Origin of the sequence: Bacillus sp. V2I10, from assembly GCF_030817055.1 — a bacterium.
In the GTDB taxonomy this organism is placed as follows: domain Bacteria; phylum Bacillota; class Bacilli; order Bacillales; family Bacillaceae; genus Bacillus_P.
On sequence record NZ_JAUSYV010000001.1, the window covers coordinates 2,160,617 to 2,175,567 of the forward strand.

Consider the following 14,951-nt stretch of genomic DNA (forward strand, 5'->3'; position numbering starts at 1 on the left):
TCCCCCGATTGTTTGGGGGATTTTGCTTTATAAGTGGTAAAATAACGTTATTGGTTTTTCGATTAATTGAGGTGTATCAAAATGAAACAAAGATTTGTTGTAATAGATGTTGAAACGACTGGAAATTCTCCAAAGAAAGGGGATCGTATAATTCAGCTTGCAGCCGTGGTGATTGATAACGGCAAGGTGGCGGAGCGTTTTTCAAGCTTTGTCAATCCGCTGAAGCCAATTCCTCTTTTTATTGAGCAATTAACCGGTATTTCAAATGAAATGGTAAAGGATGCAGCCCCGTTTGAAGAAATTGCTGAAAAAGTCTCTTCTCTTTTAAGTGATGCTTATTTCGTGGCGCATAACGTTCATTTTGATCTTTCCTTTATACAAGAAGAACTCGAACGCAGCGGGATGCAGAGATTTACTGGACCTGTGCTTGACACAGTTGAGCTCTCAAGAATTGTTTTTCCGGGAGCAGACAGCTATAAACTGTCTGAGCTGTGCGAAGAGCTGAACATCAGGCATGACAATCCCCATCGTGCCGACAGCGATGCAGAGGTAACTGGGGAGCTGTTTATACATATTCTAAAAAAATTAGCATGGCTGCCACCAGCCACTCTTCAAGCACTGAAGCGTTTATCACGCTCGTTTATCAGCGATATTGAAGATGTACTGGAAGATATCATATCTGAGAGGATGCTTAATCTTAGTGAACCTGAGAATATTGAAGTCTTTCGCTCAATTGCAATTAAAAAACATTCCAAACAAGATCATGATCATGATAGCCGGCTTACTGAGGATTTTCAGGCCTTTTCAAATCGGCTGATGGGCAGAAACGGCCCAATTGCAGGACAATTTCAGCAGTATGAAATGCGGACTGAGCAAGTGAAAATGATGCAGGAAATTTATGAGTCCTTTCAATCTCATCAGCATGCATTAATAGAAGCAGGTACAGGAACCGGAAAAACGCTTGCCTATTTAATCCCGGTTATTTATTACGCAATGACTGAAAGAAAAAGTGTATTAGTGAGTACATATACAACCGCTTTGCAGCAGCAGGTTATGGCAAAAGAATTTCCAATGCTCCGAAATGCCATTGTTCAGCCCTTCCATATGGCAGTTCTTAAAGGCAAGTCCCATTATTTATGCCTGCGCAAATTTGAAAAATATCTGCATGAAGATGATTACAACTACGATAATATTTTAACGAAAGCACAGCTCTTAATATGGCTGACCGAAACTGAGACAGGGGACTTTGATGAACTGAATTTGCCTTCTGGGGGGAAATTGCTCTGGCAAAGGCTTTATTATGATGAGAAATCATCAAATTCAGATAAAAATCCCTGGCTGTCACGCTGCTTTTTCAAAAGAGCATATGAAAACGCCAAAAAAGCAGATGTTGTGATAACCAATCATTCTCTTTTGCTTTCAAGCATCTCATCATCAAGTCCTTTACTTGATGATATAGAGGAAGTGATCATTGATGAAGCACATCATTTTGAGAGAATCGCATGCGAACATTTAGGCACAAGAATGCACTATTTAACCCTGCAGGCTTTAACAAATCAGCTTGGAAACCTGTATACAAACGGCTTGCTTCGAAGAACACAGGCTCTTTTTTCGAAGAATGGGTTAAATGATACCTTTCTTGAGATGGATGTCATCGTAAAACAGCTCGTAGAAGACAATGGGGTTCTGTTCAGCACCCTGCACAGCTATGTCCTTCAAAATGAAAAAGAAGTGCAAACGAACAGGATCACTCATCGTTTTAAACATAACCAAAAGCAGAGCAGAAAATGGCTTGCCATTTTAGAGGTGGCAGCAAGAGTGAAATTTCAGCTTCATGATTTAATAAAAATCATGAATAAACAAAAAGAAGATTTTCACAAGATAAAAAATGAAGATGAATCCTTTATTCTTTATGAATACTTTGCCGTCCTTGATAAATTCGGTGCTGCATACAAGGATCTGGATACACTTTTTTTCAAAGAACAATTAGAAGCTGTCAAATGGATAGAAATCGAATCAAGGGGAGCCAAAAACGCTGTCAGTGTCTATTCACAGCCCGTTTCTGTATCTGAACAATTGGCAGATGGATTTTTCGCAGAGATGAAAAGCGTGATTCTGACATCAGCTACCCTGACTGTAGATCATTCATTTGATTACATGATCAGAGAGCTTGGTCTTGCGGACTATTATCCGAAGACCTTAATCATAAAATCGCCATTTACTTATAAAAAACAGGCAAAATTAATGATTCCTTCAGATTTTCCAGCTGTGCAGCATGTGACCCTTGATGAATACACGGCAGCTATAGCTAAAAATGTTTCAACTATTGCAAAGGCCACAAAAGGAAAGCTGCTCGTATTGTTTACGGCTTATGACATGCTGAAAAAAACACATCTGCTCTTAAAAGCCGATTCCAGCCTGGAAGATTTTATGATTATGGGTCAGGGAGGCGGAAGCATTTCAAAGCTTACAAAGAATTTCCGTCAATTTGATCAGGCTATTCTTCTTGGAACGGGCACTTTTTGGGAAGGCATGGATTTCCCGGGTGATGAACTGACAACTTTGATTATCGTCAGACTTCCTTTTTCTCCGCCAGATGATCCAGTTGTTGCAGCAAAATGCGAACAGATAACAAAGCAGGGGGAAAATGCTTTTTACAACTATTCACTTCCTGAAGCAATCCTGAAATTTAAACAGGGCTTCGGCAGACTTGTCAGGACTGAAAGGGATAAGGGACTGCTCTTTGTATTTGATAAACGAATTATTGAAGCGAAGTACGGCAGACACTTTATTGCATCCTTGCCGTCCATAGATGTCCATATAGAGCCTATGGAGCGCCTTCATAATGAAATTATCCGCTGGAATCATAATGAATGATGACGTCACGCATTAGCTTGCTCAGGGCCATAAAATTGTGAAACTTACAAAAAGAGGCATATGAAAAAAGCCTGTGCGAGCTGCACAGGCAATGGTGTGGGTAGGAGAAAATTTATTTTCACTAATTGATAATGATACTGTTATAATGGGTACATAAAACAACATCATGTTGTCTGTATTTGTTATTGTTGCCCTTTGAGGCTGACATATAAGTTACAATTTTTGTTTTTGCATAGGAGGAATTGGTCATGGAAAGTAAAATTGAAATTTTATCAACTGTAACCGTAGAGCACTCAGATGACCTCTATAAAATTGTCGATGGGTTAAATCGGACGTTGAAGAGAGAAAATTTGATGTTTGGGCTTGCACTTGATCAGGATGATAAAAATAAAGCCGTATTTACGATTTACAGAACGTAGGGATTCGAAACATGGGGAAAAAAATAATAATCGGAGCAAGCGTTTTATCCGTTTTTCTGCTGGTTGCACTGGGAGCCTTTTTCACCGTTTATCATTCAGCCATGGCTCAAAAGAACGATGGACATGAAGAAGCTATTGCGCGTGCATTGAAGGAAACGGACCTGAAAAATGCCGAAAGTGTTGAAACGTTTAATGGCCTTAAACAATATTACGTGATTACAGGCTTGAATAAGAGCAATGAAGCTGTTTATGTATGGGTTCCTGAGGACAGCAAGGAAAAACCTGTGCTGAAGCTTGCCGCTGACGGCATTACAGAAAAAAAAGCGCTGGAAATTGTAAAAGCAGAACAAAATCCTGAAAAAGTGATAAGCGTCAAGCTTGGAATGGAAAAGACCATACCGCTTTGGGAAGTAAAATATATTGACGATCAAAATCGTTATACATATGATTTAATAAACTTCAGCAATGGTGAAATAAGAAAGCATATTGCAATTAAAAAATAGGGGGCCACATCCATGAAATTAGCCGATAGAGTATCTGCATTAACACCTTCATCCACTTTAGCGATTACAGCAAAAGCAAAAGAGCTTAAAGCCGCCGGTCATGATGTGATTGGACTCGGAGCTGGGGAACCTGATTTTAATACACCACAGCATATTATTGATGCAGCTGTTCATTCAATGAATGCGGGACAGACAAAATATACACCTGCAGGCGGACTTGCAGAGCTGAAAAAAGAAATTATCGGCAAGTTTCAGAAGGACCAAAGTCTTTCGTATGAACCGGGTGAAATTATCGTCTGCACAGGTGCAAAGCATGCTCTCTACACACTTTTTCAAGTTCTTCTCAATAAAGGAGATGAAGTAATCATTCCTGCTCCTTATTGGGTAAGCTATCCTGAACAAGTCAAGCTTGCAGATGGTGTGCCTGTATATGTTAACGCGCTCGAAGAGAATCAGTTTAAAATGACTCCGGATCAGCTTAAAGAAGCAATCACGGATAAAACCAAGGCTGTCATCATTAACTCTCCAAGTAATCCAACAGGAATGCTTTATTCAAAAGAAGAGCTTGAAGAGCTGGGAAGCATCTGCCTAGAGCATAATGTGCTGATTGTTTCAGATGAAATTTATGAAAAATTAATTTATGACGAAAATACTCATGTATCCATTGCCGAGATTTCTGAGGAATTAAAACAGCAGACAATTATCATTAACGGTGTTTCAAAATCGCATTCGATGACTGGTTGGAGAATAGGGTATGCCGCCGGAAATGAGCAAATCATTAAAGCAATGACAAACCTTGCAAGCCACAGCACATCGAATCCGACTTCAATTGCTCAATATGCATCGATTGCTGCATATGCAGGTTCACAGGAACCGGTGGAAGAGATGAGAAAAGCATTTGAAGAACGCCTGAATATTATTTATGATAAGCTTGTTTCGATTCCTGGAATTACATGCTTAAAGCCTCAGGGAGCTTTTTATCTTTTCCCTAATGCCAAGCAAGCGGCAGAAAGTACCGGCTTTGCAAATGTAGATGACTTTGTAGAAGCATTGCTTGAAAAAGAAAAAGTGGCGATTGTCCCTGGATCCGGTTTTGGAGCACCTGACAATGTAAGGCTTTCATATGCAACTTCTCTTCATACACTAGAAGAAGCTTTAGTCAGAATTGATCGATTTGTAAAAGAAAACAGTGTTCATTGATAAAAGATGAGCCGTCATTTGACGGCTCACATTTATGTTTGAACGAAGCATGCAACAAATGTATAATAGCAACTATATACATATATTTATGATCCGTTTTTTGGAGGGAACAATTTCGTGAAAACAACAATTAAAGAAGTAAGCAAATTTGTAGATAAAGAAGTCACAATTGGCGCCTGGATTGCGAATAAACGTTCAAGCGGCAAAATTGCCTTTTTGCAATTGCGTGACGGCACGGGCTTCATCCAGGGCGTAGTCGTAAAAGCAGAAGTAGATGAAGAAGTATTCCAGACAGCAAAATCAATTACTCAGGAGTCTTCTATCTATGTAACAGGTATTGTCAGAGTGGACGAGCGTTCACCATTCGGATACGAGCTAGGGGTAACGGGCATTGAAATGATTCACGAGTCTTTGAACTATCCAATTACGCCAAAAGAACATGGCACAGAATTTTTAATGGACCATCGCCATTTATGGCTGCGCTCTAAGCGTCAGCATGCTGTGATGAAAATCAGAAATGAAATCATCCGTGCGACTTATGAGTTCTTCAATAAAGAAGGATTTTCAAAAGTAGATCCGCCTATCTTAACAGGCAGCGCACCCGAAGGAACCTCAGAGCTTTTTGCAACTAAATATTTCGATGAAGATGCTTATCTATCACAAAGCGGCCAGCTTTACATGGAAGCAGCTGCAATGGCACTTGGAAAGGTCTTTTCATTCGGACCGACGTTCCGTGCTGAAAAATCAAAAACAAGACGCCATTTAATTGAATTCTGGATGATCGAGCCTGAGATGGCCTTCTATGAATTCGAAGACAACCTGGTTGTACAGGAGAACTATGTGTCTTATATCGTGCAAAGCGTACTTGAAAACTGCAGGCTTGAACTGACAACCCTTGGACGTGATACAGCTAAACTCGAACAAATCAAAGCGCCATTCCCTCGAATTTCATACGACGATGCAATCAAATTCTTAAATGAAAAAGGATTTGATGACATTAAATGGGGCGATGATTTTGGTGCACCGCACGAAACAGCTATCGCAGAAAGCTTTGACAAGCCGGTATTCATAACTCATTACCCTACTGCCATTAAACCTTTCTACATGCAGCCTGCTGCAGACCGGGACGATGTCGTGCTTTGCGCAGACTTAATTGCACCAGAAGGCTACGGAGAGATCATCGGCGGATCACAGCGTATCCATGATCATGAACTATTAAAGCAGCGCATTGATGAGCACGATTTATCACCAGAAGCTTATCAGTGGTACCTGCAGCTGCGTGAATTTGGATCTGTTCCGCATTCAGGATTCGGTCTTGGCCTTGAGCGTACAGTTGCATGGATCAGCGGCGTAGAACACGTCCGCGAATCCATTCCGTTCCCTCGTTTGCTTAACAGACTATATCCTTAATAATAAATGTGAGTCTCCTTGATAGGAGGCTCACATTTTATTTTTAGGCTCGCGGTGACGAGTTTAATTTGCCTTATTTTATACACTTAAGTGAGCTGAACAGTCGGCTCCGCTTTTCTGCATTGTCTAGCTCCACCTCCTAACCCCTCGGCCAGAACAAATTCCCCCAAAAAGTCAAACCCGGACTTTTCGGGTGAATTCTTATCTGTCTGTCGGGGCTAAACAGTCGGCTCTGCTTTTCTGCATTGTCTAGCTCCACCTCCTAACCCCTCGGCCAGAACAAATTCCCCCAAAAAGTCAAACCCGGACTTTTCGGGTGAATTCTTATCTGTCTGTCGGGGCTAAACAGTCGGCTCTGCTTTTCTGCATTGTCTAGCTCCACCTCCTAACCCCTCGGCCAGAACAAATTCCCCCAAAAAGTCAAACCCGGACTTTTCGGGTGAATTCTTATCTGTCTGTCGGGACTGAACAGTCGGCTCCGCTTTTCTAAATTGGAATGAAAGTCCATCACCGTTTTTCTGCTGAGACATGTTATACTATTTTAGGTGAGGTGACTCGTTATGAATAAGGAACAATTTGTAAACTTGCAAGAGCAGGGGTCTTTATCTGTTCCTGCAGCATTAATTATGCATTATCATCAATTTGGAATGAAAGAAGAGGAGCTCGTATTGCTTTTACAAGTAAATCTCCATCTTCAAAATGGAAATCAGTTTCCTACCCCAAGTGAATTATCAAGTCACATGTCCATATCTGTATCTTCATGTACATCCCTTCTCAGAAACTTGCTGCAAAGAGGATTTTTAGACATCGAGGAATATGAGCAAGCTTCCATCAAATACGAACGGTACTCTCTGAAACCTCTTTGGGGAAAAATATATGAATTTTTGCTGATGAAAGATGAGAAAAAAACTGAAGAAAAGCAGCAGCAGGAAAACGTAAATTTGTATCCTGTATTTGAAAGTGAATTTGGAAGACCTCTTTCACCTTTTGAAGTTGAGACACTTTCGATCTGGATGGATCAGGATTATCATGATCCGATTATCATAAAAGCTGCTTTAAAAGAGGCGGTCATATCGGGTAAACTTAATTTCAGGTATATTGACAGAATTCTATTTGAGTGGAAGAAAAATGGGATCCGGACAATCGATCAGGCAAGAAATTACGGCAAACGATTCCGTCAGCATCAATCCCAGCCTCAGAAGCAAAATCAATCTGATGAAGAATACAAACGAAAAGTGCCGTTTTATAATTGGCTGGAAAGTTAAAATTCAAGGAATGTATTCAAACAATAATTAAACAGGTGATCTCATGCTGAATAAGAAACAAATCAGAGAAGCTCTTGATACAATGGGGGAGCTGTTTCCTGATGCACATTGTGAACTGAATCATAGCAATCCTTTTGAACTTGTCATCGCGGTGGCTCTCTCTGCACAATGTACAGATGTCTTGGTCAATAAAGTGACGAAAAAGCTTTTTGAAAAATACAAAACGCCTGAGGATTATTTATCTGTACCCATTGAAGAACTCCAAAATGATATCAGATCCATTGGTTTATACCGAAATAAAGCTAAAAACATACAAAAACTCTGCACACTCCTTTTAGAAGAATATGGGGGAGTGGTGCCAAAAGACAGAGACGAGCTGACAAAGCTTCCCGGTGTAGGCCGCAAAACAGCAAATGTCGTTGTTTCAGTCGCATTTGGAGTTCCTGCTATTGCCGTTGATACGCATGTAGAAAGAGTCAGCAAGAGACTTGCTATATGCAAATGGAAAGATTCCGTGCTGGAAGTAGAAAAAACACTTATGCGGAAAGTGCCGCAAGAAGAATGGTCGCTTACTCATCATCGCCTCATCTTTTTTGGAAGATACCACTGTAAAGCACAGGCTCCTAAATGCACGGAATGCCCGTTGCTTCACATGTGCCGTGAAGGGCAAAAAAGAATGAAAAAGGGAACGGTACGGAATGCCGCGATTGATTAATTTGCCAGTGGCCTTTAAGTATGAGCCGTTTTTTTGCAGGGATGAACACGATATTCCTTTAAATTCTTCGCCTGCGGTGGAAGAAATCTTAAAAAGCAATCCTTTTTATTTTGATATCTGTTTTAAAGCAAATGTGCCCATTGATTTTTATCCATGGAAAAATCCTGAATTAAGTATTCCCGTCCTAATAGATGAATGGCATTCAATTCAGGAGACAATCAAAAGCAGGATCCGTTCAAATACAAGAAAAGCCGATAAAGCTGAGATGATCAAGGGGATCTCAATCCTGATCTGCCTGATTCATTGGAGCAATGAAAGCCCCGTACATGATCTTGATATAAAATCTGATGATTACACAGCTTTTTCGGTGAAGCCAATAAATGCGTCTGAAAGACTGATGTATGTCCTATTAAAACCGGAACAGTATCATTCTTTCGTTCAGCTCAATCAGCTTATTGAAGAAATACTTAAGCAGTATTATAAAAATAGGGCAATGAGAAGCAGGGAAAAATAAACGCAAGAATCAGCATTGATTCTTGCGTTTTTATTTTTTTTTAAAAGGAATGAAATCAACAAAATTAGGAACTATTTATTAGCGGAAACCTATCATTTTTTCTCCAACAGAAAATTGCCAATAAAACGCACCAGACAAAAAAACCCTCTGCCTAAGCAGAGGGTTACAAAGTATTATCCGTTGTCGCCGTCTTGATCACCATTATCATTTCCGCCATTGCCATTTCCGTTTCCGCTATTGCCATTCCCATTCCCGTTGCCATCTAGAGGAGGTACAGGAACGATTGGGGTGCTTGGTTCTTGAGGTGTTTCACCTTCACCAGGCTGTCCTTCGTCCTCACCGCCGTCATCGTCTCCTTCACCAGGAGTTTCCTCGCCAGGAGGCAGTTCACCTTCGCCAGGCAATTCTTCACCAGGCAATTCTTCACCAGGAAGCTCCTCACCAGGAGGCAGTTCACCTTCACCTGGTTCTTCTTCAGGCTCCTCTGGTTCAACAGGCTCTTCAATGATAGCTTCAGGAACCTGTAAAACAGCAGCAGCAGAATCACTGCGGTTCGAATTGTCATCATCGCTTACTGCAGTTACCTGGAACCTATAAGTCGAACCTGGAACAGCATTAGGGATAACCATACTTGTATCTTTTGTTTTATTGATTACTTGTGCAGGACTATCGTCGACAGATTGGCTGATTTCAAATGATACAGCGTCTCTTAATTCATCTTTATAGTCCCAGCTGAGTGTAATTTGATTACTTGTTTGATCATAATCTACTTTGAAGCCGGATGGTTTAGCAAGACGTTTATATTGCTCTGAAACCTTTGTAGGTTCTGTTCCTTTTACAAAGTACTCGCTGATTTTTTTGCTGTCAGGAGTATATTTGCTTGCTAACTTCGGCGGGTTAGAACCATTTTCAACCGTTACTTTAACGACGGAATTCGGTTTTTTGAAGTCTTTTCCTTCACCGCTTGAAACCTCTGAAATTACTTCTTTAAAGATTTTTTTTGCAAGCTGCTGATCTGTTTTCGTCAAGTGCATTTTTTCATCGTTTTTCATATATCCAGTCCATACTGCTGCTGAATATTCTGGTGTAAATCCAACAAACCAGCTGTCTTTCGCTCCGCCTGAAGGTATGTTGTATTTTTGTTTGTCTTCTTCAGAGAAGTTCGTTGTTCCTGTTTTTCCTGCCACAGTAACACCAGGTACCCGGGCAGCTGTACCTGTACCTTCTTCTACAACAGAGATCATCATATCAGTTGTCATGTAAGCTGTATAATCGCTCATGGCAGCTTCCGGCTCAGGAGACAGATCTATTTCTGTGCCGTCGCTTAAAACAACTTTTGTTACTGCGTGAGGCTCTGTGTAAATACCGTTATTTCCGAATGCAGCAAAGGCTCCTGCCATATGAAGAGGGGAGACACCAGTATCAAATCCGCCTATCGAATAAGCTTCCGGTATTTCCTCTTCCAGCGGGATGCCAAGTCCTGCTGCAAAGTCACGTGCTTTATCCAGCCCTACCGCCTGCATGGCTTTAAGAGCAGGAATATTACGGGACTCTGCAAGAGCATCACGTATGGACATTTGTCCTTTAAAGCTTCTGTCAAAGTTATTGATTTTGACCCCATTTGAGTAAGAATAAGGTTCGTCTTTAATTTGTTCGTACGTTGACCATTTTAAATATTCGATTGCAGGACCATAATCCAGCACTGGCTTAATAGTTGAACCTGGCTGTCTTCTTGTGTCAATCGCATAGTTAAAGTCTCCGACGTTCTGGTTCCGGCCTCCGCCAATTGCGCGGATTTCGCCGGTTTCAGTATCAATGAGGGTAACACCGGCCTGGAAGTTGTCATCCGGATAGCCGATTTCACTGCCATTGAGCAATTCTTCCACATATTTTTGAGCATCTGTATCAATCGTTGTATAGATTTTTGCACCCGCTGAACTTACATCAATATCCGTTTTATCTTTCACTTCTTCAATAACTTGTTCCACATACGCGCTGTAAGGATTCGATTTTTCCTTCTCTGGAACGACCGTTGACTGCACAGGCACTTTCTTAGCTTCTTCTGCTTCTTGTTCTGTAACGAACCCTTGCTTCACCATTAAGTTAAGGACGATATTTCGTCTTTTTTCTGCTGATTCAGGATTTTTTCTAGGATCAAAATTCGTCGGGCTTTGCGGAATGCCTGCAAGCATCGCAGCTTCATGAAGTTCAAGATCCTTTAATTCTTTTCCGTAAAATCCTTCTGCAGCTTTCCCTACACCGTAGTATTGAGGGTGGTAATAGATTTTGTTTAAATACATTTCGAGAATCTCATGTTTTGAATACTTTTGCTCTAATTGAAAAGCGAGCCATAGTTCCTGTATTTTTCTTGTAATGGTTTTCTCATGTGTGAAAAAGGAATTTTTAATAACCTGCTGAGTGATGGTACTTCCGCCCTGTGAGCCGAAACCCTGTGTAACGTTGGCCACAACAGCACCGCCGAGACGGATGACATCCACACCGCTATGCTCGTAAAAACGGGCGTCCTCAGTAGCAAGTACAGCTTCTTCTAATTTTTTGGGAATATCATTATAAGAAATATAGGTGCGTTTTTGGGCGCCTACTTCTGAAATTTCATTACCTTCTTTATCAAAGATTGTTGAAGAGTAGGAATCCTTTAATTTTTTCTCATCAAGCTTCGGAGCCCCTGCAGCAATCACTGCAAAGGTAACACCGCCTGCGATCATGCCGATCAGGCCGATGGAAACTAAAATGAACAGGATGCGTTTAAAGAGAGAGCCCCGTTCTGGTTTATTCGGTTTTTTGCTTTTACTTGTTTGCGCTAACGCTTTTCTGCGTTCTTCACGGCTTTTATATTGATCTGACATTACTTTTTCCAACCTTTCATTTCACAAAATCCGCTTCGCTAAAGGATTAGAGAAAATATAGTTTTTCCAATACCTTAATATAATCAATTCTGGGCTGATAGCCAAGCGGAATGGGGTGGGATGTTAATTCAATTTCTTTTTTTGTGATTGATTTTCTTCCGCCGTTTTCTTTTCTCTCCCAAAATTCAAGAAGGATGGCTGCTTCCATCAGATAAAATGTTTGGAAGGCAGAGAGAATGACAAAAGATAATCCCCCCTGATCAAGCACCATTTTCATATGCCCGATCTGATGTTCATGGAAGTTTTGAAGCGGAAAAGAAGTAGAGCTCCTGGTTTCTTTAGCTTCAAAATCAATATACTTTCCCTTATAAACACCGTTGTAGTCCGTTGTAGATGACTGTTTGAAATAAGCCTCGCGGATGACAGCGGCACTCCGATTAGGGAAATCAACATTTACTATTTGAACAGGGGTCGGTTTTTTATGAATGACAGCGATGCCTCTGTCTAAATAATAACGGTTTGTCTCATTCAAATCTTCCTCAAGCGTCATCCCTCTGTTGCTGTATGTTTCTTTCGGCTGGCGCTGTTTAGGCGGAGCAGTGCCCGGGTTATACGTTTTTCCGTTAGGATAACGAAAAATCATTTCTTCCCTCCTCAGGTAAAACTACTACTTATCATATCAAAAAAAATGAAAAAGACATGGTGAAAAAGTTTCGATTTTGTTAACGCTATGTGTACTTCAGCCTCAATCAGGAGAGTCTATAAGAAGTGAGGTGATCGTATGCACGGCTATAAAGATTTGCCATCGAATCAAAAAACTATGGAAGAAAATAATATTATAGCACTTATAAAGAATACGACATTAAAAAAAAATTACGACAACATTTCGAGAACAGAAAGCTACCACAGCTATTATAAAAGGAATCCTGAAATAAGATGGGCATTTCTAGCAAGCATGGTATCACGAAATGCCGGCTACTGTATGACGGATTTAAAAGGTACTTGGTTTCAAAAAATGATAAATAAAAAAATGATAAAAGCATTGTTTCTGACTTATGAGGATGCAAACTGGCTCATTTTCTCCGATGCATATCCCCAGCTCATGCTGTATGAGATTTCAAAACAAATAGGGCATCCTCTTTTTCACTTGCTTGATGAATTCCATGTTTCTCCGTTTATGAAAAGAGAATGGCAGATTTTTTGGAGGAAAAAAAACATAGAACATTTAATGACCTCGCTGATTATTAACGAACAGCATTTAATTCAGAAGCCGATTATTGAAAAGGCGATTTTTAAGAGAAAGGTCTTTCATACACCTCTTTTTTTATTTCAGGACTTCTTTCATTTTAGCACAGTCGTTTTCCCTACTGTAGAAGGCAGATTATTCGGTTTTTCTGTTTATGATTTTAAAAAACTGAAAAGCCGCATCAAACTCGGGAGGTCTTTATCGTGGCTGCTTTTTCACCCGGATTATTATCAGGAGTTTATGGACTTTTCAGAACGGACAGTCCATACAGGGTCCAGATATGATTATGAAAAATACTTGAATGATGGAAGAAAAAGAGAAACACCCTATTTAAGAACATCCTATCCGGTGATCTCCCACCAATTAGACGTAAAAGAAAGAAATTGGTTTCATGGCCAGTCAATGAAAAAATGGTATGGACCTCTGCCGTCACCAAAAGAATTCGACATGACAGAGTGGCTTATAAAAAAGCAAAATCAGATGCATGCATTTTCTTTGTTAAAAGAATACATGCACAATAAAGGAAAAAGAAGCAAGGATTAATCGATCCTTGCTTTCTTTTCTTAAGCAAGTTCTGGCGGAGCTAAACGGGCGATTCCGCTTTTCTATGTCGAAGGGCGGTTCGGCCCTCCAAGCTTTTTATCCAGGTCATTTTTTGATGGAGCCTGAGATTGTTTTTGCTGTTTCTTTTTCGTTTCTTTTGCCATGATGCCACCTCCTATCAATATTGTTTGCACGCAGATTGATTTCATGCAGAATGTCGCATTAGAGGATGTCGAAAATTAAGCTTTATCCAATATTTTCTTCTTTCTTTGCCGAATACGAACTAGTTTTGTCACCCATGAAGGGAGGAAGGTAAAGCTTCTCGAATAGTACCTGTAGTTTGAAAGGAGGAGTCAGCGTGGAGCACCTCATACCTAAGATGGTTGTTGAAAAGTTATTGATGGAATTAGATGAAGAGATGACGAAATTAGAACTTGCCATACAAAAAAGAGTAACAGAAACGATATGCCAAAGTGAAGAAGATCTATATAAGAACATGGAAGGCGCTGTTTTGCATTTAACCGAAGCAAGCCAGTTCTTGAAAGATGATGGGACAAGGGAGGACACGAACTCCAGAGTTCAGCCGAGATATCGATTAAGTTACTAATGTACAGCAGATGATGGAATTTCCTGTTCATGTTTGGTAAGATACCCCAGAGAGGCGGTGTCAGAGCATGAATACCAAAATTCTGAAAAACTCAAATAAGCTCCTTCATATAACAGGCGAATGTGTCAGCCGATTTGAAAATGATGCAAAAAAGAAGGATGAGGTTGATTTCTTTAATGAAGTAAAGCCTGCGTTTGAAGAGGCGATGGCTATCATGAATGAGTGGAAAGAAGATGTCTTGACATGGAGGATCACAGCAAGACCAAAATATTTATTTCCAGCTCAAATTGACTCTACAGTAGAAAATTTCGAACAGCTTGTGCTGCAATCTTTTTATAAAGAGTCAAAACCAATTCGATTCAAAAACATGAAACAGTCCATAGACTATGTGATTGAGCAAGTAATTGCACACATTCAGATGAAGAGCTCCTAATTGAAGAGGAGCTTTTTTGTGTTATCAAAAAGCATAAACCGGCTAAACTTGAGCCGGCCTACCCGATCTATTCATCAATTTCACGAGCTTCCTGAAAGGTGACAGCACGGTCTCCTTCACTTGCAACAGGTTCAATTGCATATTCGACATCTTTAGAATGTTTTGCAGCGACGGGCTGTCCTTTTTTTGAAATTAAATCCCGCCCTTTTTTCTTATGATTGAAATCTTTGCCTCTTCCCATATATAAAACCTCCAAGTATTTGATTTAAGAGTCCTTCATAATATGGTTTCATTCAGCAGGATTATGTATTTAAAAAGAAAAAACAGAGAAGGAATCGCCTCTCTGTTTAAG

General features: G+C 40.3%; 15 protein-coding genes. 11 read left to right on the top strand and 4 right to left on the bottom strand.

Annotated elements, in window-relative coordinates:
- Window positions 1-81: 81 nt before the first annotated feature.
- From dinG to QFZ72_RS11025, 8 genes are all read left to right on the top strand, one after another.
- Entirely contained in the window at window positions 82-2,877 is a 2,796-nt protein-coding gene (gene dinG / locus QFZ72_RS10990) for an ATP-dependent DNA helicase DinG (protein WP_307433046.1), read from the top strand.
- 248 nt (window positions 2,878-3,125) lie between these two features.
- Window positions 3,126-3,296, top strand: a complete 171-nt coding sequence (locus QFZ72_RS10995; RefSeq protein WP_070878095.1) for a YpmA family protein — start codon at window positions 3,126-3,128, stop codon at window positions 3,294-3,296.
- 11 nt (window positions 3,297-3,307) lie between these two features.
- Window positions 3,308-3,799: a cell wall elongation regulator TseB-like domain-containing protein gene (locus QFZ72_RS11000; protein WP_307433051.1), complete on the top strand. Its 492-nt coding sequence runs from the start codon at window positions 3,308-3,310 to the stop codon at window positions 3,797-3,799.
- Between the two features lie 12 nt (window positions 3,800-3,811).
- Window positions 3,812-4,999, top strand: coding sequence for a pyridoxal phosphate-dependent aminotransferase (locus tag QFZ72_RS11005; RefSeq protein ID WP_307433054.1), 1,188 nt, complete (start codon window positions 3,812-3,814; stop codon window positions 4,997-4,999).
- Between the two features lie 117 nt (window positions 5,000-5,116).
- Window positions 5,117-6,409, top strand: a complete 1,293-nt coding sequence (gene asnS / locus QFZ72_RS11010) for an asparagine--tRNA ligase (protein WP_307433058.1) — start codon at window positions 5,117-5,119, stop codon at window positions 6,407-6,409.
- A 560-nt stretch (window positions 6,410-6,969) separates the two neighbouring features.
- Window positions 6,970-7,674 (top strand): DnaD domain-containing protein, encoded by a 705-nt coding sequence (locus QFZ72_RS11015; protein WP_307433061.1) that lies wholly within the window; start codon window positions 6,970-6,972, stop codon window positions 7,672-7,674.
- 43 nt (window positions 7,675-7,717) lie between these two features.
- Window positions 7,718-8,389 carry an endonuclease III gene (gene nth, locus QFZ72_RS11020; RefSeq protein ID WP_307433064.1) on the top strand — a complete coding sequence of 224 codons (672 nt, stop codon included), beginning with the start codon at window positions 7,718-7,720 and terminating at the stop codon, window positions 8,387-8,389.
- Window positions 8,373-8,903: a YpoC family protein gene (locus tag QFZ72_RS11025; protein WP_307433067.1), complete on the top strand. Its 531-nt coding sequence runs from the start codon at window positions 8,373-8,375 to the stop codon at window positions 8,901-8,903. Before nth ends, QFZ72_RS11025 begins: the two co-directional genes overlap by 17 nt.
- Window positions 8,904-9,076: 173 nt before the next feature.
- On the opposite strand, the gene QFZ72_RS11030 is transcribed toward QFZ72_RS11025, so the two are convergent.
- Both QFZ72_RS11030 and recU read right to left on the bottom strand, forming a co-directional pair.
- Window positions 9,077-11,770, bottom strand: coding sequence for a penicillin-binding protein 1A (locus tag QFZ72_RS11030; protein WP_307433070.1), 2,694 nt, complete (start codon window positions 11,768-11,770; stop codon window positions 9,077-9,079).
- 46 nt (window positions 11,771-11,816) lie between these two features.
- A complete protein-coding gene (gene recU, locus QFZ72_RS11035) occupies window positions 11,817-12,410 on the bottom strand; it encodes a Holliday junction resolvase RecU (RefSeq protein WP_307439710.1) in 594 nt (197 codons plus the stop codon).
- Between the two features lie 141 nt (window positions 12,411-12,551).
- On the opposite strand from recU, the gene QFZ72_RS11040 reads away from it, so the two are divergent.
- On the top strand, window positions 12,552-13,559 hold the full coding sequence (locus QFZ72_RS11040) for a DUF2515 domain-containing protein (RefSeq protein ID WP_307433073.1): 1,008 nt from the start codon (window positions 12,552-12,554) through the stop codon (window positions 13,557-13,559).
- Window positions 13,560-13,621: 62 nt separating this feature from the next.
- On the opposite strand, the gene QFZ72_RS11045 is transcribed toward QFZ72_RS11040, so the two are convergent.
- Entirely contained in the window at window positions 13,622-13,723 is a 102-nt protein-coding gene (locus tag QFZ72_RS11045; RefSeq protein WP_223436206.1) for a spore protein, read from the bottom strand.
- A gap of 194 nt (window positions 13,724-13,917) precedes the next feature.
- Between QFZ72_RS11045 and QFZ72_RS11050 the strand changes: the two genes are divergently transcribed.
- Together QFZ72_RS11050 and QFZ72_RS11055 are read left to right on the top strand one after the other, a co-directional pair.
- Window positions 13,918-14,166, top strand: a complete 249-nt coding sequence (locus QFZ72_RS11050; protein WP_307433078.1) for a hypothetical protein — start codon at window positions 13,918-13,920, stop codon at window positions 14,164-14,166.
- Between the two features lie 67 nt (window positions 14,167-14,233).
- Window positions 14,234-14,599, top strand: a complete 366-nt coding sequence (locus tag QFZ72_RS11055; protein ID WP_252201255.1) for a DUF1798 family protein — start codon at window positions 14,234-14,236, stop codon at window positions 14,597-14,599.
- A 67-nt stretch (window positions 14,600-14,666) separates the two neighbouring features.
- Here QFZ72_RS11055 and QFZ72_RS11060 read toward each other — a convergent pair whose 3' ends face one another.
- A complete protein-coding gene (locus QFZ72_RS11060; protein ID WP_307433080.1) occupies window positions 14,667-14,840 on the bottom strand; it encodes a hypothetical protein in 174 nt (57 codons plus the stop codon).
- Between the last annotated feature and the right edge of the window lie 111 nt (window positions 14,841-14,951).

Coding starts and splice junctions, on each gene's coding strand:
- QFZ72_RS11015 (WP_307433061.1), top strand. CDS start 6,970: ATGAATAAGGAACAATTTGTAAACTTGCAAGAGCAGGGGTCTTTATCT.
- QFZ72_RS11045 (WP_223436206.1), bottom strand. CDS start 13,723: ATGGCAAAAGAAACGAAAAAGAAACAGCAAAAACAATCTCAGGCTCCA.
- QFZ72_RS11040 (WP_307433073.1), top strand. CDS start 12,552: ATGCACGGCTATAAAGATTTGCCATCGAATCAAAAAACTATGGAAGAA.
- QFZ72_RS11060 (WP_307433080.1), bottom strand. CDS start 14,840: ATGGGAAGAGGCAAAGATTTCAATCATAAGAAAAAAGGGCGGGATTTA.
- QFZ72_RS11030 (WP_307433070.1), bottom strand. CDS start 11,770: ATGTCAGATCAATATAAAAGCCGTGAAGAACGCAGAAAAGCGTTAGCG.
- QFZ72_RS11055 (WP_252201255.1), top strand. CDS start 14,234: ATGAATACCAAAATTCTGAAAAACTCAAATAAGCTCCTTCATATAACA.
- QFZ72_RS10995 (WP_070878095.1), top strand. CDS start 3,126: ATGGAAAGTAAAATTGAAATTTTATCAACTGTAACCGTAGAGCACTCA.
- dinG (WP_307433046.1), top strand. CDS start 82: ATGAAACAAAGATTTGTTGTAATAGATGTTGAAACGACTGGAAATTCT.
- QFZ72_RS11025 (WP_307433067.1), top strand. CDS start 8,373: ATGCCGCGATTGATTAATTTGCCAGTGGCCTTTAAGTATGAGCCGTTT.
- QFZ72_RS11005 (WP_307433054.1), top strand. CDS start 3,812: ATGAAATTAGCCGATAGAGTATCTGCATTAACACCTTCATCCACTTTA.
- nth (WP_307433064.1), top strand. CDS start 7,718: ATGCTGAATAAGAAACAAATCAGAGAAGCTCTTGATACAATGGGGGAG.
- QFZ72_RS11000 (WP_307433051.1), top strand. CDS start 3,308: ATGGGGAAAAAAATAATAATCGGAGCAAGCGTTTTATCCGTTTTTCTG.